Origin of the sequence: Streptomyces olivaceoviridis (assembly GCF_014650115.1) — a bacterium.
GTDB lineage: Bacteria > Actinomycetota > Actinomycetes > Streptomycetales > Streptomycetaceae > Streptomyces > Streptomyces olivaceoviridis.
Genome location: NZ_BMUI01000001.1, coordinates 486,173 through 506,479, shown reverse-complemented (window position 1 = coordinate 506,479; position 20,307 = coordinate 486,173). Strand labels below are relative to the sequence as shown.

Sequence of the window (20,307 nt, the reverse complement as noted above, 5' to 3'; positions counted from 1 at the left end):
GCCCGCCCGGCCGGAAAGCGCCGGGCGAGGGAGGGGAGCGATCGAAGTGAACGAGACCAACGTCTGTGTGGTGGGGAATGTGGCGACCCGGCCGGCCTACCGCGAGCTGGCGACGGGACCGTCGGCCCGGTTCCGGCTCGCGGTGACCGCCCGCTACTGGGACCGGGAGAAGAACGTCTGGACGGACGGGCACACCAACTTCTTCACGGTGTGGGCCAACCGGCAGCTCGCGGTCAACGTGGCCGCGTGCGTGGAGGTGGGCCAGCCGGTCGTCGTCCAGGGCCGGCTCAAGGTGCGCACGGAGGTGCAGGGACAGCAGCAGTGGGCGTCCGCCGACATCGACGCCGTGGCGATCGGCCACGACCTGTCGCGCGGTATGGCCTTCTTCCAGCGCGCGGTCAAACCGGAGGCGCCACCGACGGCGGCCCGCCCGGAGCCGAACTGGGAGACACCACGGCCGACGGAACCGCAGCACGCACAGCCGGAACAGCGCGGCCAGCAGCAGCACATGCAGGAAGAGGGCGGGGAGGAAGGGGGACCCGCGCCACAGGAGCAGGAAGCGGTGGCGGTGACATGACGTCAGGGTCGCACCGCTGAAAGCGTCTTGTCGCTGATCCGCCCCCCCCGTGCTGTGCGTACCGCCTGAACGCACTGTACGAACCAGTGGATTTGTCGATACCACCAGCTCGTGGACGGTCCCGGCGATAACGATTACGGATCGGATCGGCCATCGGATGATCCGACCGGCGGGTGAGGCTCCGGCTGGTCCATAGGATGCCGGGCGTGCCCCTTGGGGCTGCCGATTCTGCTGGTGGGACCGTCCCCCACGTCCAACGGGTCCTGCTCGAAGGGGAATTCTGTGCTTGCTGCGCTCTCTGGGTTCTGCCGGTCCACGGGAACGGCCCGCATGGCCGCCGCCACCACGGTGACCGGCCTCATGGCGGCCGGCGTGCTGTCCGGCGCCGGTACGGCCGTGGCCGAGGACACACCGCAGACCCAGGGCGGCGCGACGGCCACGATCAACGGTCTGAAGACCTACGGCGAGGCCGTGATCCACGAGGACGGCGGCGACCAGCGGGTGTCCGCGGGCCTGTTCGAGATGTCCGTCGACGGCGGCGGCACCCTGCAGACGTACTGCGTCGATCTCCACAACCCCACCCAGCGGGACGCCAGATACCAGGAAACGCCCTGGAGCGGCACCTCGCTGGGCACCAACAAGGACGCGGGCCGGATCCGCTGGATCCTTCAGAACTCCTACCCCCAGGTCAACGACCTCGCCGCACTCGCGCGGCACGCGGGAGCGAGCGGGCTGACCGAGCAGGACGCGGCGGCCGGCACCCAGGTGGCCATCTGGCGCTACTCCGACGGCGCGAAGGTCGACGCTGTGGACCCACAGGCCGAGAAGCTCGCCGACTACCTGGAGAAGAGCGCCCGGAACGTCGCCGAGCCGCAGGCCTCGCTCACCCTGGACCCGCCCGCGGTCTCCGGCCGGCCGGGCGACCTGCTCGGGCCGGTGACCGTACACACCAACGCGGGCGCGGTCACGGTGAACCTGCCGGCGGACGCGGCCACCAGCGGAGTGCGGATCATCGACAAGACCGGCAAGGTGATCACCTCGGCCAGGAACGGCAGCCAGCTGTTCTTCGACGTCCCCGAGGACGCGGCGGACGGAACGGCCCAGCTGAACGTGCAGGCGTCGACGACCGTGCCGGTGGGCCGGGCCTTCGCCTCCGAGAACCGCAGCCAGACCCAGATCCTGGCCGGCTCCAGCGAGTCCACGGTCTCCGCGACCGCGACGGCCGGCTGGGTGGAGAAGGGCGCCATACCGGCGGTCTCGGCCCACAAGAACTGCGCCAAGGGCGGCGTGGACATCACCACGGCCAACAAGGGCGACGAGCCGTTCACCTTCCGCCTGATGGGCACCGAGCATACGATCCCCGCGGGCGCGTCCCGCACGGTGACCGTGCCGCTCCAGGAGGACCAGGCCTACGACTTCACGATCACCGGCCCCCATGGCTTCAGCCACCGCTTCACCGGCGTCCTGGACTGCAAGACCCAGGGCACGATCACGACGGAGACGGCCCAGCTCCACACCGAGCCCAGCCCGGTCACGGTGGGCGGCAACACCGCCGACACCACCAACCTGGCCGCGACCGGCGGTTCGATGATCACTCCCGTGATCGCGGGCGTGGCCATCGGGCTGGTGGTGATCGGCGGCGTGGTCCTGATCGTGCTGCGCAAGAGGGAGTCGGCCCACGGCGGGTGACCCCCTCGGCGGGGCTCGTCAGCAGCCGATCGGGGACGAGCCGACGGCCACGTCGTCGAACCACAGGGTGTCGTCACCGGTGCCGTAGCTCTCCCAGCCGAGCCGCAGAGCCGTCGGCCGGGGCGGCGTGGTCCGGGAGAGCCACTGCTGGTCGACGTCCTGGGTCGGCACTCCGTCGGCGTGCAGTCCGGGCACCTGCTCGTTGCCGAGCCAGGTGTCCAGCTTGGGCGCGGAGGTGTCGACCGCGAACCGCAGGCACTGCCAACTGCCCGTCGGGAGCGGCCTGCTCAGCGCCACCCCGGCCGGACTCTGCGCGGGCAGCGTGGCGTCGTCGCTCTCCCGGTTCCACTGGAGGGCGCCGTTCTGGCCACCGACCCGCAGCGCCCGGCCGCCCTGGGCGGAGTCCGGCAGGGACACGAAGGTGACGTGGGAGGAAGGGAGCGGGGTGGTGTGCCGGATCCAGAGACGGACGTACAGCACCGGGCCGACCGACGACAGGTCGGCGGTGGCGGCGACGAAGGCGTGGTTGCAGTAGCCGGCCCGCCCGTCCACTCGCACTGACCTGGTCCCGCTGTGCGCGACGGCCGTGTCGACGGTGGCCGTGCCCGTGCCCTGGCAGTCGGGCGCGGTGAAGTGCCAGTCGCCGGACGGCGAGGTGCCGGCCTGGTCCTCGAAGCCGGTGCAGAGGACCGCGCCACCGCAGTCGGCGGGCGGGTCTGTGGGAGGAGGGGTGCCTGGCGTGGTGGGTGGTGTGGTCGGCGGGACGGAGCCGTCACCGGCGCAGGGCGCGCCGTTGAGGCTGAAGTCGGTGGGCGCGGGGTCGGCGGACTGCCAGGTCCCCTGTATTCCGAAGTCGGTGCCGGCGCCGCTGGCCAGGGCGGCGTTCCAGTCCGTGCTGACGGCGGTCACGGAGTGGCCGGTCTGGGTGACGGTGGCGTTCCAGGCCGAGGTGATGTGCTGGTCGCCGCCGTAGGTCCAGGCCAGACGCCAGCCGTTCAGCGCGGGGCCGAGGTTGGTGACACGGATCTGGGCGGTGTAGCCGCCGGTCCACTGGTTGACGGTGTAGTCGACGCGGCACCCGGGCGTTGTGCCGGCGCCGCTGGCGGGTGCCGCGCCCAGGAGCGACACCGCCGAGGCGAGAGCGGCCGTGGCTGCGAGAGCGGTCGCGGCGGCGGTCCAGGGTCGCCGCAGCCATCGCGTGCATCGCGCGAGCAGGGCGGGCATGTGCGGCTCCTAGCGGGAGGGGAGGGGTGGGGTGGGGCGGGGAGGGGGAGGGGGAGGGGGAGGCCCCCACGGTTCCGGGAGCGCTCCCAACCGAGCTGGACGCGACCCGGCCCCAGCTCGCCCGGGTCGCGTCCATCGGGTGGGGACGGGGGTGACGACAGTGAGATGTGGGGCGGGATGGGGGGGTGCGGGGGCCGGCAGTGGGTCAGCGGAAGTTCACGTCACTGCACAGGAAGTACGTCTGGTCCATGTGCGAGGCCTGCCAGATGGTGTAGACGACGTGGCGACCGCTGTAGCCGGAGGTGCTGACGGGGATCGCGTAGTTCTGGCTCGGCGCGTACTTGCCGGTCCGGGCGACCAGTTGCAGGTCGTTCCAGGTCAGCGGCTGCCTGGTGGGGTCGAAGCCCTGCCGGGTGACGTAGACGAGGAAGTAGTCCGCGCCGTGGCTGGCCTGGTCGTACAGCTTGACGGTGAAGTTGGCGCCGATGTCCGTGGTCTTCCAGGGGCCGACGGCGTCGAGGGAGTTGTAGCGTCCGCCCTCGGTCTGGCCGCCGCTGCACAGCTGTCCGTTGGGGATGACGGCCTGGAAGTTGCCGGCGGAACCGTTGCGGTAGAGGCCGTTCCAGTTCCACATGGCGTTGGGGTTGGCCTGCCATGCCTGCCAGCACATGGGGTCCTGTTCCGCCATCGCCGGGTTCTGGAAGTCGTTGCCCCAGCGCTGCCAGCAGCCGTAGTTGCGCGAGGCCGGGTCGATCACCGAGCCGTGGGCGGAGGCCGTGCCGCCCCAGGTGATCAGGCTGACGAGTACCGCGACGAGGGTGCTCAGGACGAGCGCCAGACGGCCGACCGTACGACGTGCGAGATACCGATATGAGAGGTCACGACGCACGAGATCACCACGCACGAGGTCACGATCTGCGGGCTCAGCACGATGTGCATGTTCATGACAATGCATGACGGGGCTCTTCCTGTGTGGGGGATGGGTTCACGGTGCACGCACGAGTTCACTGTGGGGTTGTGGCGGAAGGCGGCATGGGAGCGCTCCCGCGCCCTCTAGGCTGCGCGGTGCGCTCCGTGGCGGCAACGGTTCGTTTCCGCCAAACCTGGGAGTCGCCGAGTCGCCGAGTCGCCGAGTCGGCGGGCGCCAAGACCGGAGCGGAATCCGCCCCGTCAGCACAGCGCCCCGGATCCTGAGCCGGGGCGCGTCGGCTCGCGCGGTCTACTTCGGGCAGGCCGTGGTGGTCGCCGACGACGGGCGCGTCGGCAGGGGGGTCAAGGGCGTGCAGACCGGGGTGGCGACGCCGATGAGTTCGACCAGGCCCACACCGCCGGTCGGCGGCACGATCTTCGACCAGTTGTTGGCCACCCAGGCGTTGCCGGAGGAGTCGATCTGGACCGCGGTGAGGTGCTGGATCGCCTTGTTCCGGAAGCCTTGCGCGGGGGACAGGACGGTGCCGGGGGACGCGCCGGACGGGCAGGCTGCGCGGTTCACCCCGCACAGGAGTGTCACGGAGGAGTTACCGAAGCCGGCGACCCACACGCGGTCCTGGCCGTCGATGGCGACCGACCAGGGGAAGACCTTCTTGGGCAGTCGGTGCACGCCCGCGATGGTTCCGTTCGGCCGGATCTCGGTGACGGAGCTGGTGAAGAAGTTGGCCACCCAGGCGTTGCCCTTGCTGTCCAGGGCGAACCCGAGGGGTCCTTGGAGCGACTTGTCGGTGGTCGAGGCGACCGGCTTGAAGTCGGGGCCGATGACCGTGACGCTCCCCCCGATGTTGCTGGGCCGGCCCGCTTCCCTGATCTGCTGGAAGGAGAAGTGGCTGTTGGTGACCCAGGCCCGGCCCTGGCCGTCGATCTGCACGGCGAACGGGTGGTTGAAGCTCTTGTCGGTGATGGTGATGGCCTTGCTCGGATCGCCATGGGGGTACACCACGACGCTGCCCACCCCGGGCTTGCCCTTGAGGCCGTGGGAGTTGGCGATCCAGATGTTGCCTCGCTGGTCGACGGCGACGCCCTGTGGTTTGACGAGATCGCCGTTCTTCCACCCGGCAGAGGGTGAGAGGGGCTTGCCGGAGGACGAGTACTTCGACATGGCGTTGCCGCCGTAGCTGGGCACCCACACGGATCCGTCGTGATCGATCGCCAGGCCCCAGGCTCCGCCCTTCATGCCGCCTCCGATGATGGGGCTGCCGAGGGCCGGTCGGCCGGTGGGATCCTGCACGGTGACGTAGGCGCTGGGGTCCCGTGTACCCGGCTTCCAGTTGTTGCTCGCCCACACGTTGCCCTTCGCGTCGAACGCGATGCGGCCCGGTGCGTAGACCTGGGGAGCGGGGTGGCGGACGGCCAGGATCCAGGACGCGGGTGCCGCCGTGAGGGCCGGAGTGAACACGGTCGCGGTACGGGCCAGGGCCTCCAGGCGGCCCGGGGACTGCGTCGGGTTGCGTACCAGGCTGAGGACCGCCTGCACGGTGTCGGTCGGCGGGCTGCCGCCGGCCGGTGTCGCCAGTCGGATCAGCTTGCCGCATCCGGCGCTGTCCGTCGCACAGAGCGAGACGAGGTTGGCCAGCGTGTTCTGCGTGGCGAGCGTCTCACTGTTGGCGCTGTCACCGGTGAGGGCTCTTCCTGGCTTGCCGGTCGTCGGGTCGGCGAGGGTGAACGAGGTCGCGGCAGCGTTCTGAAGCCCCGGAGCGGGTCCCGCGATGCCGCGTCGGTCGTTGAACTGGGCGAGGGCGTACGTCGCGGCGACGGTGGTCAGTTCGTTGACCGTCACCTTGGTCTCGGTCCGCTCGGGTACCGCGCCGCCCGCGCCGAACCCGACGACCGAGCGCAGTCGGAGTCGGTGCGCCTGCTGGGACGCGGCCTCGACGTAGAGGACGCCGTCGGCAGGCTTGGTGTACGTGATCCGGAAGGAACCGTGCGCGTCGGTGGTGGCCTGGCCCAGCTTCGTGGCTCCGGAGCGTGACCCCGCCATGAGCGTGACCTGGGAACCCCGGAGCGGCTTGCCCGCCCCGGTGACGGTCCCCTGCAAGGAGGTCGGTGCGGCGCTGAGCGCTGATGTCGGTAGGGCGAAGGCGGCACAGGCCGCCGCGACAGTGGCCGACGCCAGCCGCAGGGCCCCGGCCCGTACCGTGCTGCGGCTGCCTTTACGGGTCGACAGCGGGCGAGCGTGCATGCCAGGAATACTCATGAATCGTTCCTTTGTGCCGTGCGGCGAAAGCACGCGGAGCGGATCGATCAGAAAGCAGAATTCCTGTCGGCGGCTTGCTCGGCCCCGAAGCCTTTGGACCCGGTTTCCGGCACTCTCAGTGCGAACCAGCCGACCCGGACCCCCAGCAGCCAGACCACGCCCAGATAAAGTCCTGGGCCGACTTCGCGCATCTCGTCCCGAACGCCCCGAGCTACCAGTGAAATCCTGGAATAGTCGATGACGATGCACTCCTGGTCGTCCAGCAGGCTCGGCCCGGTGTACACCTGAGCCACAATGGCGAGCACGTCGAACGAGGTCATCCGATTGCTCAGATAGCCCTCGTGGTCGAAGACCTTGCCCCGCCACACGGCCAGGCGTACCAGCCGGGCGAGCGGCTCGGCCACCCACTTGCCTCCCCACCGGACGATGCCCGTGCCCTCCAGCGGGCCGTGCGGAATGTCACCGGGCGGACTGGCGCGGAAGAGTTCCACCAAGCCCCCGTCGCCCATGGTGAGCAGATCCGTCTCGGTGAGTGCCACGATGCATCCTCCCGGCAGTCGTTACGAAACGTCACCCGTGCCCCGACGCGGCCTCGACTCGGAAATGCGCCCGCTCGCCCAGAGACCTTCGAGATCTTCGAGACCTTAGAGACCTGTGGAATGGATTTCGGAGGCGAGAAAACAACGGGCGGCCAGCGACAATGTGCCACCACCTGATGCCTTCGCCGCCGCGCAGGTCACCGCTTCTACGCCGGCGCTGGATTGCTTTCTACGCCGGCGCTGGATCGCTCGATATGGCATCGGGATACGGCATCGGGATACGGCATCGGGATATGGGATCGAGCCGACCATCACCATTGTCGGCGCCCTCGGGGAGAACCGCCACCGCTGCCGACGCGGCCGGCCCGGCTGAGGGCCATGCGCCGTATCGCCGACGGCCGCCGTCGAGCGGCCGGCGGGACCGTGGTGATCAGCTCGGGCCGTCCCTGGGCCGTACGAGGGCGCCGAGGTCGGCCGGCAGTGACCGGCTGTGCCGGACAGGCAGCAGCCGCCACCGAGAAAGCGCAGGTCAGGACACCCGCATCGGACGGGTTTCCATCCAGGGCTGGCGGTCAGGCAAGATGGGGTGTATCTGCCCACTGCCAGATTTCAAGCTGCCGGACGGTTTCTCTTGGCTGAGTTCATTTACACCATGCGCAAGGCGCGCAAGGCGCACGGCGACAAGGTGATCCTCGACGACGTCACCCTGAACTTCCTCCCCGGGGCGAAGATCGGCGTCGTCGGCCCGAACGGTGCCGGTAAGTCGACCGTGCTGAAGATCATGGCGGGGCTGGAGCAGCCGTCCAACGGTGACGCCTTCCTCTCGCCCGGCTACAGCGTCGGCATCCTGCTCCAGGAGCCCCCGTTGAACGAGGAGAAGACCGTCCTGGAGAACGTCCAGGAGGGTGTCGCCGAGATCAAGGGCAAGCTCGACCGGTTCAACGAGATCGCCGAGCTGATGGCGACCGACTACTCCGACGCGCTGCTCGACGAGATGGGCAAGCTCCAGGAGGAGCTGGACCACGCGAACGCGTGGGACCTCGACGCCCAGCTTGAGCAGGCCATGGACGCGCTGGGCTGCCCGCCCGGCGACTGGCCGGTGACCAACCTCTCCGGTGGTGAGAAGCGCCGCGTCGCGCTCTGCAAGCTGCTGCTGGAGCAGCCCGACCTGCTGCTCCTGGACGAGCCCACCAACCACCTCGACGCCGAGTCGGTGAACTGGCTGGAGCAGCACCTGGCCAAGTACCCGGGCACCGTCGTGGCCGTCACCCACGACCGGTACTTCCTGGACAACGTCGCCGGGTGGATCTGCGAGGTCGACCGGGGCCGTCTGCACGGCTACGAGGGCAACTACTCCAAGTACCTGGAGACCAAGGCCGCCCGCCTCAAGGTCGAGGGTCAGAAGGACGCCAAGCGCCAGAAGCGGCTCAAGGAAGAGCTGGAGTGGGTGCGGTCGAACGCCAAGGGGCGGCAGGCCAAGTCCAAGGCCCGTCTCGCACGGTACGAGGAGATGGCCGCCGAGGCCGACAAGATGCGGAAGCTGGACTTCGAGGAGATCCAGATCCCGCCGGGCCCGCGCCTGGGCAACGTCGTCGTCGAGGTCAACGACCTGCACAAGGGCTTCGGCGAGAAGATCCTCGTGGACGGGCTGTCCTTCACGCTGCCGCGCAACGGCATCGTGGGTGTCATCGGCCCGAACGGCGCCGGCAAGACCACTCTCTTCAAGATGATCCAGGGCCTGGAGACGCCGGACTCCGGTGACATCAAGGTCGGCGAGACCGTCAAGATCTCCTACGTCGACCAGAGCCGCGAGAACATCGACCCGAAGAAGACGCTGTGGGAGGTCGTGTCCGACGGGCTCGACTACATCAACGTCGGCCAGGTCGAGATGCCGAGCCGGGCGTATGTGTCGGCCTTCGGGTTCAAGGGCCCGGACCAGCAGAAGCCGGCCGGTGTCCTCTCCGGTGGTGAGCGCAACCGGCTCAACCTGGCGCTGACCCTGAAGCAGGGCGGCAACCTGCTGCTCCTCGACGAGCCCACCAACGACCTCGACGTCGAGACGCTCTCCAGCCTGGAGAACGCCCTGCTGGACTTCCCCGGCTGCGCCGTCGTCGTCTCCCACGACCGGTGGTTCCTCGACCGCGTCGCGACGCACATCCTCGCCTACGAGGGTGAGTCGAAGTGGTTCTGGTTCGAGGGCAACTTCGAGTCGTACGAGAAGAACAAGATCGAGCGGCTCGGCCCGGACGCCGCGCGTCCGCACCGCGCCACCTACAAGAAGCTGACCCGGGGCTGATCGGTCTTGCGCCACATCTACCGCTGCCCGTTGCGCTGGGCGGACATGGACGCGTACGGCCACGTCAACAACGTGGTGTTCCTGCGCTACCTGGAGGAAGCCCGGATCGACTTCCTGTTCCGCCCGGACAAGGACTTCAAGCAGGGGTCCGTGGTGGCGCGCCACGAGATCGACTACAAGCGGCAGCTCGTCCACCGGCACGAGCCGGTGGACATCGAGCTGTGGGTCACCGAGATCAAGGCCGCGTCCTTCACCCTCACCTACGAGGTGAAGGACGGCGATCTCGTGTACGTACGGGCGTCGACGGTCATCGTCCCGTTCGACTTCGACGCCCAGCGCCCGCGGCGGATCACCGCGGAAGAGCGTGAGTTCCTCCAGGAGTACACGGACACCGCCGAGGGCCCCGCGGACGCCGAGCCCGATCCCGAAGGGGAGGCCGTCGCGGCATGACGGTGCTGCACCTCGCCGACGAGACGGAGGCGGCGGACCTCGCCGCCTTCCTCTCCCGGCTGCTCCACTTCGACCGTGGAGCCGCGGTGCGGTTGCAGGCCGCCGGCACCGCACTCGCCGTCTTCGGCCGGCCGCCGTCCTTCGAGGTGCTGGCCGTCCGCGCGGTGCGGCTGGCGAAGCCGTACGAGGACGGGCTCGACGCCACCCTCGACGTGACCGTCTCCGCCGGTGAGTTCCTGGAGTCCGTGGACGAGCGCGCGGCCACCGCCGCCGTCCCCGGCGCGGTCACCGGTCCCCCGTGGGCCGGGGTGCTGCCGCCGCGCGCCGGCTGGCAGCCCGAGCCGGGGCTGCCGGCGCCCGACGCGCTGCGTGCCACGGTCGCCGCCTCGGTGGCCGAATTCCGCTCGCGCACCGAGGAACTGGGGCCGCGGAACCGTACCCGCGCGGAGCTGGACCGGATCGGGCAGGACATCTGGTCCCGGCAGATCGCGGGCACCCGGCTGCCGGTACGGGCCGTGCACGCGGCCCGGTCACTGGGCTTCCTGCGGCCCGGCAGCGAGCCGGGCGACATCGGGCTGTTCTCCTCGGGGGCGTGGCTGCGGCTGCGTACGCCGTACGGCTCGGTGGCCGTACGGCAGACGGGGCTGCTCGGGGCCTTCGGGGTCAGCGTGCGCTGAGCGGAGCGGGTCGGCGTGCGCTGAGCGGAGCGGGTCGACGTGCGCTGAACGGCGCGGGTCGGTGTGCGCTTGGCCAGGCGGGTCGGCGTGCGCTGCGCGGAGCGGGTCGGTGTGCGCTTGGCCAGGCGGGTCGGTGTGCGCTGAACCGGGTGGTTCGGCTCACTGTGTGTTGTCGGGCCATACCCCGATGTGGTCGGACTCCAGTTCCAGGGCCACCCGGTCGCGCATGTCCAGGGCGCGGAGGTAGTCGGCGGGCAGCTGGAGGCGGCCCGCGCGGTCGAGCATGGCGTACTCGCGGGCCACGACCGTCTCATGGCCGGTCGCCGCGTCGATCTCGCTGCGGCGCAGCACCTCGGTGGACGTACGGCCGTCCCGGATCGCCACCGTACGGCGGACCTCGCTCGCCACCGCCTGGTCGTGCGTGACGATGACGATCGTGGTGCCCAGGGTCTCGTTGGCCGTGCGGAACGCGTCGAAGATCTGCGCGGCCGTCTGGGAGTCGAGTTCGCCGGTGGGTTCGTCGGCGAGCAGGACGGCCGGGTCGTTGGCGAGGGCCACGGCGATCGCCACGCGCTGCTGCTGGCCGCCGGACATCTGCTGCGGGCGGCGGTCGCGGCAGTCGGCCACCTGGAGCAGCTCCAGGAGTTCCAGGGCGTGTTCGGCGCGGGCGCGGCGGCCCTTGCGGGTGCGGGAGAGCTGGAGGGGCAGCGCGACGTTCTGGGCCGCGGTGAGGTAGGGGAGGAGGTTGCGGGCGGTCTGCTGCCAGACGAAGCCGACGACCTCGCGGCGGTAGGCGAGGCGGTCGGCGGCGGTCATGGTGAGCAGGTCGCGGCCGGCGACGCGGGCCGCGCCGGCGGTGGGGGTGTCGAGGCCGGCGAGGATGTTCATCAGGGTGGACTTGCCGCTCCCGGACGCGCCGACCAGCGCCATCAGTTCGCCCTCGCGGACGAGGAGGTCCAGGCCCTGGAGCGCCTGGACCTCTATGCCGGCGGTGGTGAAGACGCGGACGAGGCGGTCGCAGGTGATCAGGGCGTCATGGCCGTAGGCGGGGTTCGCTCCGGCCTCGGTGACGCGGTGGGCCAGCTCGGTCAGGCTCGGGTCGGTTGTCATGGGGTCTCCTGCGGGTGCGCCGTGCCCGTGGCGGGCGGGGGGTGGGGTCGCCTGCCCGTGCCGGCCGGGTGTCCTGTGGGGCGTCATCGGCCGTCTCCCGCCCGTAGTTCTGTGACCGAGCCCCGTCGTCCTGTCCACCAGGCTTGCAGCGCCGCCACTCCCACCGCCACCGTCACCACCGCGAGGGCCGGGAGCAGGAGCGACCAGGTGTCCGGGTGGAGGCGGGTCTCGGTCAAGGGGGTCCGGGCCGTCGGGAAGGCGACGGTCGTCAGGTCGATGCCGGGTGCGAGGAGACGGATCGCCGTCCAGCCGGTCAGTGTGCCGCCCAGGGCTGCCAGGAGGGCCTGGGGCAGGGATTCGAGGATCAGCAGGCGGCGGGACTCGGCGCGGGTGAGGCCCATCGTGCGCAGGCGGGCCAGCAGCGCGGACCGTTCGGGGGCGGCCCGGAGCAGCGACAGCAGCAGGGCCAGCACGGCGAAGCCGGCCCCCGTGGCGACGGCCGCCGTGTAGACGTGCTCGGCGCCGGACTGGAGGGGCGAGTCGGCGTACCGGGCGCGTTCCTCGGCCCGGAGCCGTACGGCGGCGGAGCCTCCCACGGCCTTCCGGAGGGCGTCCGCGTCCACGTGGTCGCCGGTGAGCAGCAGGGTCGTGGGACGGCTCGCCCGGGCGGGCAGGCCCGCCCGGTCCACGACGAGGAAGTCGGGACCGGAGACGGCCGGCGTGCGGTCGCGGACCAGGACGATCCGCACGGTGACCGCGCTGCCGTCCTCCAGCCGCACCAGGAACGGCCGCCGGGTGCCGTACGAGGAGGCGACGGAGGGGGAGGCGACGGCGGGGAGCGGACCGGAGCGGTCGTCGCCCGCGAGGCGGCCGGTGCCGGGGCGGGCCCTGGCTGTCAGGGAGGCGGTGCCGGGGTGGGCCTCGGCTGTCAGGTGGGCCTTGGCGGTCAGGCGGGCGGTGCGGGAGTGGTCCCCGCCTGCGGGGTGGCCGCTACTGGAGTGGCCCCCAGCCGGCAGGGGGACCGTGCCGGACTGGTCCCCCGCCGTCAGCGGGCCTGTGCCGGAGCGGCCCCCAGCCGGCAGGCGGACCGCGTCGGAGTGACCCCCCGCCGTCAGCCGGCCCGTGCCGGTCTGACTCCCCGCCGTCAGCCGGCCCGTGCCGGTCCGACCCCCCGCCGTCAGCCGGGCGGGCGGGAGCGTGCCCAGGCCGGTGTACGTCGTCAGGGCGCCGTAGCCCTGTGGGTCGACGCCCAGCAGGGGTACCGCGTTCTCGCCGTCCTCCGGTTTCGCCTCGTACGCGATGCTGACGGGTGTCACCGCGCGGACCCCGGGGACCGAGCGGGCCCGGGCGGGGGCGTCGGCCGGCAGGGGGGCGCCCGCGTCGGCGCGGGCGTCCGCGCCGACCGTGAGCAGGGCCGCCCGGTCGCGGGCCTCGGCCACACCCGCCAGCACCGAGCCGCCGAACGCCGCCGTGGTCAGCGCGGTCAGCAGGGCGAGGAGCGGGAGCACCGCGGAGCCCTGGGTGCGGCCAGCGCGGGCCAGGGAGAGGTGGCCCACCGCGCCGCGCAGCCGCCCGGCGGGACCGGACAGGCGCCGCAGCAGCAGCGGGTACACGCGGAGCAGCACCAACGCGGCGATGACTCCGACCAGGACGGGGGCCACGGCCGTCAGCTGGTCGCCCGTCGTGCCGCGCCGGCGCAGGGTGGCCACCGCACCGGCGGCCAGCACCAGCAGGGTCAGCTCGGCGACCGTACGGCGCCGGGACGGCCGTACCGAGGCGATGTCTTCGCGCGGAGCCGTCAGCCGGACCGCGCGGTGGGCGAGGACGGCGCGCAGGGGGAGGGCGGCGCAGGCGGCCAGGGTGACGGCCAGGGCGGAGAGGACGGCCGGGACGACCCGGCCGGCGGGGACCACGAGCAGGGACCCCGCCAGGCCGGCGGCGCCCGCCGGTACGGCGATCACGGCGGTCTCGGCGAGCAGCCGCCCGGCGAGGCCGGACAGGGAGGCGCCGCGGGCGCGCAGCAGGGCGAGTTCGACGCGGCGCCGGTCGGCGGCCAGGCCACCGGTCATGAGCAGGACGACGGCGACGACCGTCGCGGCGCCCGCGGCGGCCACGGAGACCAGCGGGGCGATGCCGGAGCGCAGCCGGGAGAAGGAGGCGAGGGCGTCGTCCAGGTCTGTGTTGACGTCGGTGCCGTCGTCGGTGACGGCGCGGGCGCGTTGCAGGCCCGGACCGGACTCCAGGGCGGCGACGGCCGACCGCAGGCGGTCCAGGTCGTGGGCGCGCAGACCGCGCAGGGCGGGGGCGAGGTGCCAGTAGCGGGCCGGGTTGGTGCTGGTGCCCAGCAGGGCGGGGGCCGCCTCGGGGGCGAGCAGCAGCGCGCCGAGCCAGTACTTGTCCGGGTCCGGGCCGGGGGTGGGCAGGGTCACCAGGGTCGGGGTGCGCAGCAGCGGGACGGTGGACCAGTAGGCGCTGTCGGGGTCGCGCGGGACGAGGATGCCGGTGACCCGGACGGCGAGCGGGTCGCGGCCGGGCGCCGGCATGTGGACGACCGAACCCACCTTGATGTGCAGGGCCTTGGCGGTGGCGGCGGTGACGGCGGCCTCCACCTCGGGGGTCGAGGCGTCGACCGGGTGCGGGGCGCGCGGCAGCCGGCCGGTGCGCACGCGCGCGTGGTCGGCGAGGCCGTGCTGCGCGGCCAGCGAGATGTGGGCGGGCAGTCCGGTCGGCCGGGGCAGCCACGGGTCGGGCACCGCCGGGCTGACGGTGCCGGCGACGCCGTACGCGGACTGGGCGCGCTGCACGCTCAACGGGCTGCCGACCGTGCCGAGCACCTTCTCGTACTGCCGCTCCAGTGCGTCGGGGCGCAGTGCCGCGGCGCGCCGCTCGGGCGGCAGGCCGAGGTCGGGCTGGGGCGCCGACACCCGTACGGTGGTGTGCTCCGGACGGGCCTGGCGGAGCGTCCGTTGCAGCCCCGCGTCCTCGTACCGGTCCACCGCCCGCGGAAAGGCGCCCGCCAGACACGCGGCCAGCCCGACCAGCAACGCGAGCGCGACGGCGGCACCGGGCGCGGCCCGCAGCCGGGTCCGCACCCACGGAGCGACCACGCGCGGCAACGGCCGGCCCATGTCACTCACCTCCCTGAGCGTGCGCCGCCCGCACGCGCCCCGTCCGACCCACGGCGGCCCCCACCGCGAGCGCCCCCAGCATCCGGGCGCGTACGGGCGGAGTGCCCGCGCGGGGCGCCTCGGCCGAGACGGCGCGTGGCGTCGGCCGGTGCGTGGGGGGCCGGTGCGCGGCGGTCACCGTCGTGGGCGTGTCCGGCATCCGGGCGCGTACGGGCGGAGTGCCCGCGCGGGGCGCCTCGGCTGAGACGGCGTGTGGCGTCGGCTGGTGCGTGGGGGGCCGGTGCGCGGCGGTCACCGTCGTGGGCGTGTCCGGCATCCGGGCGCGTACGGGCGGAGTGCCCGCGCGGGGCGCCTCGGCTGAGACGGCGTATGGCGTCGGCCGGTGCGTGGCGGGTACCGGTCCGAGTGCGTCCCGTGGACGGGTCCGCCGGTATGGAGTCACCAGGCACGCGGTGGCCGCCTGCGCAGCGACGGGACCCGGAGCGATCCCCACGTCACTCACCCCCCTGCCCGCGCAGCGCCCGTGCCGGGTCCGCCCGGCGTACGGCGGTTGTCGCCGCGATCGTCAGTGGTGCCACGGCGACGGCGGCGAGCAGCAGCGCCACCTGTCCGGGCGGGAGTCGGACCAGCAGGTCCGGTACCGGGCGGGTCGCCTCGCCGGTCAGGACGATCAGGGGCAGGACGGTGCGGGCCAGTACGGTGCCCAGGCCCAGGCCCACCGCCAGCGCCAGGCCCACCAGGACGGCCTGTTCGGCGGCGACCGTCCGGGCCAGCTGGCGGCGCGGTGTGCCGAGTGCGCGCAGGACGGCGAACTCGGCGCCGCGCGCCCGCTGCGCGCCGGCGGCGCCGACCGCGAAGCCGACGGCGGCGAGCGCCGCCGCGACCACGGCCGCCGCCGTGAACGCGGCCTCCGGTCCGGCGCCGAACGGATCGTCGCGCAGTTCGGCGGCGATCTCGTCGCGCACCACGACCTGCCCGGGATCGACGTCCGGCAGCGCCCGGACGGCGGCGGCCACGCGGGCGGAGGCGCCGGGCGCGGTGGCGAGCCACCACTCGGTGGGGGTGGCGTTCTCGCCGTACCGGGCCTGGAGCAGCTGGTTCAGGGCGCGCAGGTCGAGCAGGACGGCACCGCCGTCGTGGGTGCCGGTGGCGGCCGGGTCGGCGGTGGCCGGCAGCGCGCGTACCGCCCGTACGATCCGCACCGGCACCCGCCGGTCGCCGAGGGTGAGGTCGACCCGCTGCCCGGTGCGGGCGCCCGCCGCGCCCAGGTAGCGGTCGGTCGCGACGGCCGGCACCTCGGCGGGCACGGGCTGGGCGGCCTGGAGCCGGAGGGTGACGGAGGCGACGGTCCAGATGCCGGCGTCCGGGAGGTAGCCGGTGCTGTAGGCGAAGGCCAGGGGGTGGGTGCCGGTGACCTCGGGACGGGTGGGGCTGGTCGCGGCGCTCGGTACGGCGGCGCCGCCGGCCTCCGCGGTGGTGGTCCACCGGGCGGGCAGGGTGAGCGGGTGGTCCGTGCCCGACGCGGTCAGCCCGTCGATCGTGAGGCGGTGGTGCTCGGCCCGTTCGGCGGGCTGGGTCAGGTCCAGGCGGAGACCGGTGAGGGTCGCCGGTCCGGTGGCGGTGCCGAGGGCGAGGGTCAGGGTGTGCGGGCGCCCGTCGGCGGGGAGCTGCCCGGCCGGCAGCTGGTACGGCACCCCGTACCGGTCGGTCAGGGTGACCGTCACCGCGGTCGTGGTGCCCGGCCCGGTCGAGCTGCGCAGCCGGGCCGTCAGCTTCAGCCGGGCGGTGCCCGCCGGGACCCCGGCCCCGGCGGGGGCGCTCTTGGGGGTGAGCCGGCCCAGCAGCGGCCGTACCGGTTCGTCCGCCAGGTCGGGGCGCATGAGGACCGCGTCCGCCGCGTGGGCGGTGTCGAGGGCCAGCACGGTCGCCGTGCGGTCGCCGGACAGCGGCTGGGCGGCGCGCACGGCCGGGGCGGCCTCGCGCACCCGTGGCAGGCCGCCGTACAGGTCCGTACGGCCGAACCCGTCCTCCCCGGAGGCCAGGACCCGCACCGGCACCCCGGCCCGGAAGTCGGCCTGGTCGTCCTGCGAGCGGTCCCAGGAGGCGGCCTGCCCGATCGCGAGCATGCCGAGGGCGACGGCGAGGACGAGCAGCAGCACCGGGCCCGTGCCGCGCGCGGTGCGCCGGCTGAACTGCCAGCCCGCGAGCGCCGCCGGCAGCCCCCGCCCGCCGGCCGCCCAGCGTTCGGCGAACCGCGCCACGGGCGGCAGCAGCCGCAGCGTGAGCACGGTCCCGGCGAGCAGGGCCAGCGCGGGCGCGGCCACCAGCAGCGGATCGACGCCGAGCGCGCCCGACCGGTCGGCGGCCACGGCGCCGGAGTCCTGCCGGCCCAGCTGCCAGTAGGCCACCGCGGCGATGGCGAGCAGCCCGAGGTCGGCGCCGGCCCGCAGCGGGGCCGGCACGGCCCGCGCGCCGCCCGGCCGGGCCGCCGTCCGGCGCAGCCTCGGGGCCCAGGAGCGCCGGGGCCCGGACGGGCGTGCCTCGGCCCCCGTGCCCGTGACCGCCGGTACGGTCACCGCCAGCGCGCAGCCGACGGCGACCCCGGCCGCGACCAGCCAGACGGCGGGCCGGCCGGCGGCCGGCAGGTCCAGGCGCAGGCCGAGCCGGGCCAGCGGGCCGTGTCCGGCCAGCAGTGCGGTGAGCGGGCCGGCGAGCAGTGGCGCGCACAGGGCCGCGGGCAGCGCGAGCAGCAGCGCCTCGGCCCCGGCGAGCGCGGCGATCCGGGTGCGGGAGGCGCCCCGGGCCCGCAGCAGCCGGGTCTCGTCGGCGCGTTCGGTGCTGAGCAGCCGGGCGACGAGCAGCAGCGCGTAGCCGGCGAGCAGCACCAGCTGGAGCGCGACGATCAGCAGGGTGGAGCGGGCCACGAGCAGGGATCGGTCCACCCGGTCCAGCACGTCCGGCAGCGCGGTCTGCGACACCGTCGTACCGCTCAGCGCGGCCGGCTCGCGCAGGGCCGCGCTGCCGGCCCGGGCCGCCGCCCGCAGCTCCCCGATCCGGCCGGTCGTCACCGAGGCGAAGTCCGCCGACGCCAGCCAGCCCGTCGCTCCGGCGCTGACCCGGCCGCCGGTGAGGACGGCGGGGTCGGTGAGCAGCGGCCCGTACGTCGTGAAGCCGGACTTCTTCACCCCGCGCCCGAGCAGGTCGTCCAGCCGCCAGTACGGTGCCGTCACCGAGGCGGGGCGGTACACGCCGACGACCCGGACCCGGACCGCGGGCCCCTCCAGCCGGTCCGCCAGGATGAGCCGGGCGCCGGGCTCCAGCCGCAGCGCGCGGGCCGCCGTCTCCGGGAGCGCCACCTCGGCCTCGCCGTCGGTACGGCGGGGGAGGCGGCCGGCGGCCACCCGCACCTGCGTACGGTCCAGTGCCGCGAAGTACGTCAGGTCCGGGTCGCCCGACCTGCTCGCGGGCGGCTGGAGGGAGCGGGGCAGGGCGTACGGCCCCGAGCGGCGCAGGGTCCGTACGGTCACCGGTGACCCGGCGAAGGCCCGGCGCGCGCCCCGGCGTACGGCGGTGTCGGCGGCGGTCCGCTCGGCCGGGGGCACGTCCGCCTTCACGATCAGCGCGGTGTCGGCGGCGTTGCGCGGGTCGCCGAGCACATGGCGCAGTGCCGCGTCGCCGATCGCCCCCGAGTACGCGGTGAGCGTCGCGAGCACGGCGGTGGTCAGCACCACCGTCAGCAGCGCGGCGCCCAGCAGCAGGCGGTGCGCACGCGCGCGTGAGAAGACGAACCCCGTCACCCGGCCCCCGTGTGTCCGGTGCTTCCAGACCTGCGGGCGATGCTGGCAGAGGGCCGGGCGACGGGTAAGCGGTTGTTCGCCGGTCTATACCGGATTGTGATCGGAATGCGGCGACGGGTGACCGGAATCCGACCTTCAGTGACGACCCGTCAGTCCCGGGTGCTCAGTCGGGGGTGTTGACCATCGACGCGGCGGCGTACGTCAGGTAGTTCCACAGCGTCCGCTCGTGCTCCTCCGACAGCCCCAGCTCGTCCACGGCCACCCGCATGTGCCGCAGCCACGCGTCGTGCGCCGCCCGGTCCACGGTGAACGGGGCGTGCCGCATGCGCAGCCGGGGGTGGCCGCGGTTCTCGCTGTACGTCGTCGGACCGCCCCAGTACTGCATCAGGAACAGCACCAGCCGCTCCTCGGCCGGTCCCAGGTCCTCCTCCGGGTACATCGGCCGCAGCAGCGGGTCCTCCGCGACCCCCTCGTAGAAACGGTGGACGAGCCGGCGGAAGGTCTCCTCCCCGCCGACCTGCTCGTAGAAGGTCTGCTCCTGAAGCGTGCCGCGCCGAATCTCATTCACCCGTCCATCGTCTCAGACCGGGTGACCGAGGACTCAAGGCTTAGGACCAGCCCCGTCCGCAGGCCGCCCGCCCCTACTGTGGACCCATGGGCGTCTACGACACCGGGATCGAGGCTCTCGCCGACGCGGCGCGGGCCGAGCTGGTGCGGGAGATCGACGCCGACGGGGCCTGGGCGGACGACCCGGTGTGGCGGGAGGCGTTCGCGGCGGTGCCCCGGCACCTGTTCGTGCCGTACTACTACGTCACCGGGGCGCGCGGCTACGAGCGCCGCTGGGGCGAGAGTCCCGACCGCGAGGCCCGGGAGCGCTGGGTGCGCGGCGCCTACGCGGACGTGCCGCTGGCCACCCGGCTGCGCGACGGCGAGCTGCTCTCCTCCAGCAGCCAGCCCTCCCTGATGGCCCGGATGCTGGTCGCCCTGCGCGTCGAGGACGGCGACCGGGTGCTGGAGGTGGGCGCCGGCACCGGCTACAACGCGGCCCTGCTCGCCCACCGGCTCGGCGCCGACGACCTCGTCACCACCATCGACCTGGAACCGGAGATCACCGAGTCGGCCCGGCAGCACCTCGCGGCGGCCGGCCACCACCCCGTCGTCGTCACCGGTGACGGCGCGCGTGGGGTGCCCGAACGCGCCCCCTTCGACCGGATCATCGCCACCTGCGAGCTGTCCACGGTGCCGCGCGCCTGGCTCGCCCAGTGCCGCGCCGGCGCGCGCGTCCTCACCCCGCTCGCCACCGGCCTGCTCACGCTCACCGTGCGGGACGCGGAGCACGCCGAGGGCCCGTTCCTGCCCGGGGCCGCCTTCTTCGTGCCGCTGCGCGGCGGGCGCCGGGCGCAGCCCGAGGGCGTCTCACCGGCCGGGCTGCCACGCCGGGCCCTTGAGCAGGAGCCGTTCCGCTTCCTGCTCACCCTGACCCGCGGCACCCTCGACCCGCAGGAGGCGTACGCCCTGTGGGAGCGCGAGGGCGAACCGGAACGCGGCCGGTACGGCGTCACGGTCTCCGGCGAGCACGCCTGGGCGTGGCTGGACGACCCGCAGGGGCCGTACGCCTGGCCCCTGCCCTGAG

Annotated in this window: 14 protein-coding genes; 6 read left to right on the top strand and 8 right to left on the bottom strand. The window is 73.4% G+C overall.

Going from position 1 to position 20,307, the window contains the following annotated elements:
* Nucleotides 1-46 precede the first annotated feature (46 nt).
* Nucleotides 47-577, top strand: coding sequence for a single-stranded DNA-binding protein (locus tag IE273_RS02255; protein WP_189813402.1), 531 nt, complete (start codon nt 47-49; stop codon nt 575-577).
* Nucleotides 578-907: 330 nt separating this feature from the next.
* On the top strand, nt 908-2,266 hold the full coding sequence (locus IE273_RS02250) for a Cys-Gln thioester bond-forming surface protein (RefSeq protein WP_189813401.1): 1,359 nt from the start codon (nt 908-910) through the stop codon (nt 2,264-2,266).
* A gap of 18 nt (nt 2,267-2,284) precedes the next feature.
* Here the strand turns inward: IE273_RS02250 and IE273_RS02245 are convergent, their stop codons facing one another.
* From IE273_RS02245 to IE273_RS02230, 4 genes are all read right to left on the bottom strand, one after another.
* Nucleotides 2,285-3,490 (bottom strand): cellulose-binding domain-containing protein, encoded by a 1,206-nt coding sequence (locus IE273_RS02245; RefSeq protein WP_189813400.1) that lies wholly within the window; start codon nt 3,488-3,490, stop codon nt 2,285-2,287.
* Nucleotides 3,491-3,695: 205 nt separating this feature from the next.
* A complete protein-coding gene (locus tag IE273_RS02240; RefSeq protein ID WP_373309280.1) occupies nt 3,696-4,445 on the bottom strand; it encodes a lytic polysaccharide monooxygenase auxiliary activity family 9 protein in 750 nt (249 codons plus the stop codon).
* A gap of 264 nt (nt 4,446-4,709) precedes the next feature.
* On the bottom strand, nt 4,710-6,677 hold the full coding sequence (locus IE273_RS02235; protein ID WP_229887041.1) for an NHL repeat-containing protein: 1,968 nt from the start codon (nt 6,675-6,677) through the stop codon (nt 4,710-4,712).
* Nucleotides 6,678-6,724: 47 nt separating this feature from the next.
* Complete coding sequence (locus IE273_RS02230; RefSeq protein ID WP_189813399.1) at nt 6,725-7,216, bottom strand: hypothetical protein; 492 nt, start codon at nt 7,214-7,216, stop codon at nt 6,725-6,727.
* 631 nt (nt 7,217-7,847) lie between these two features.
* Here IE273_RS02230 and ettA point away from each other — a divergent pair.
* Genes ettA through IE273_RS02215 form a run of 3 tightly spaced genes read left to right on the top strand, consistent with a single transcriptional unit; the run spans nt 7,848 to nt 10,639 of the window.
* Nucleotides 7,848-9,512 carry an energy-dependent translational throttle protein EttA gene (ettA, locus tag IE273_RS02225; protein ID WP_189813398.1) on the top strand — a complete coding sequence of 555 codons (1,665 nt, stop codon included), beginning with the start codon at nt 7,848-7,850 and terminating at the stop codon, nt 9,510-9,512.
* Between the two features lie 6 nt (nt 9,513-9,518).
* On the top strand, nt 9,519-9,962 hold the full coding sequence (locus tag IE273_RS02220; RefSeq protein WP_189813397.1) for an acyl-CoA thioesterase: 444 nt from the start codon (nt 9,519-9,521) through the stop codon (nt 9,960-9,962).
* Nucleotides 9,959-10,639, top strand: a complete 681-nt coding sequence (locus tag IE273_RS02215; RefSeq protein WP_189813396.1) for a DUF8185 domain-containing protein — start codon at nt 9,959-9,961, stop codon at nt 10,637-10,639. Before IE273_RS02220 ends, IE273_RS02215 begins: the two co-directional genes overlap by 4 nt.
* Before the next feature lie 159 nt (nt 10,640-10,798).
* On the opposite strand, the gene IE273_RS02210 is transcribed toward IE273_RS02215, so the two are convergent.
* The 4 genes from IE273_RS02210 to IE273_RS02195 all read right to left on the bottom strand — a co-directional run bounded on the left by IE273_RS02210 (nt 10,799) and on the right by IE273_RS02195 (nt 19,242).
* Nucleotides 10,799-11,749 (bottom strand): ABC transporter ATP-binding protein, encoded by a 951-nt coding sequence (locus IE273_RS02210; RefSeq protein ID WP_189813395.1) that lies wholly within the window; start codon nt 11,747-11,749, stop codon nt 10,799-10,801.
* Between the two features lie 83 nt (nt 11,750-11,832).
* Nucleotides 11,833-14,877 (bottom strand): FtsX-like permease family protein, encoded by a 3,045-nt coding sequence (locus IE273_RS02205; RefSeq protein WP_189813707.1) that lies wholly within the window; start codon nt 14,875-14,877, stop codon nt 11,833-11,835.
* A 494-nt stretch (nt 14,878-15,371) separates the two neighbouring features.
* The gene (locus IE273_RS02200) at nt 15,372-18,674 is read right to left on the bottom strand and encodes an FtsX-like permease family protein (protein WP_189813394.1); all 3,303 of its coding nucleotides are present in this window, start codon (nt 18,672-18,674) and stop codon (nt 15,372-15,374) included.
* Nucleotides 18,675-18,837: 163 nt separating this feature from the next.
* Complete coding sequence (locus IE273_RS02195) at nt 18,838-19,242, bottom strand: globin (protein ID WP_014672780.1); 405 nt, start codon at nt 19,240-19,242, stop codon at nt 18,838-18,840.
* Between the two features lie 86 nt (nt 19,243-19,328).
* Between IE273_RS02195 and IE273_RS02190 the strand changes: the two genes are divergently transcribed.
* Nucleotides 19,329-20,306, top strand: coding sequence for a methyltransferase domain-containing protein (locus IE273_RS02190; RefSeq protein WP_189813393.1), 978 nt, complete (start codon nt 19,329-19,331; stop codon nt 20,304-20,306).
* The last annotated feature ends 1 nt before the right edge of the window (nt 20,307 follow it).

Bases quoted from the DNA above. Each gene is read 5' to 3' on its own strand.
- IE273_RS02210 (WP_189813395.1), bottom strand. From the start codon at position 11,749: ATGACAACCGACCCGAGCCTGACCGAGCTGGCCCACCGCGTCACCGAG.
- IE273_RS02235 (WP_229887041.1), bottom strand. From the start codon at position 6,677: ATGAGTATTCCTGGCATGCACGCTCGCCCGCTGTCGACCCGTAAAGGC.
- IE273_RS02215 (WP_189813396.1), top strand. From the start codon at position 9,959: ATGACGGTGCTGCACCTCGCCGACGAGACGGAGGCGGCGGACCTCGCC.
- IE273_RS02240 (WP_373309280.1), bottom strand. From the start codon at position 4,445: ATGCATTGTCATGAACATGCACATCGTGCTGAGCCCGCAGATCGTGAC.
- IE273_RS02205 (WP_189813707.1), bottom strand. From the start codon at position 14,877: ATGGGCCGGCCGTTGCCGCGCGTGGTCGCTCCGTGGGTGCGGACCCGG.
- IE273_RS02250 (WP_189813401.1), top strand. From the start codon at position 908: ATGGCCGCCGCCACCACGGTGACCGGCCTCATGGCGGCCGGCGTGCTG.
- IE273_RS02245 (WP_189813400.1), bottom strand. From the start codon at position 3,490: ATGCCCGCCCTGCTCGCGCGATGCACGCGATGGCTGCGGCGACCCTGG.
- IE273_RS02190 (WP_189813393.1), top strand. From the start codon at position 19,329: ATGGGCGTCTACGACACCGGGATCGAGGCTCTCGCCGACGCGGCGCGG.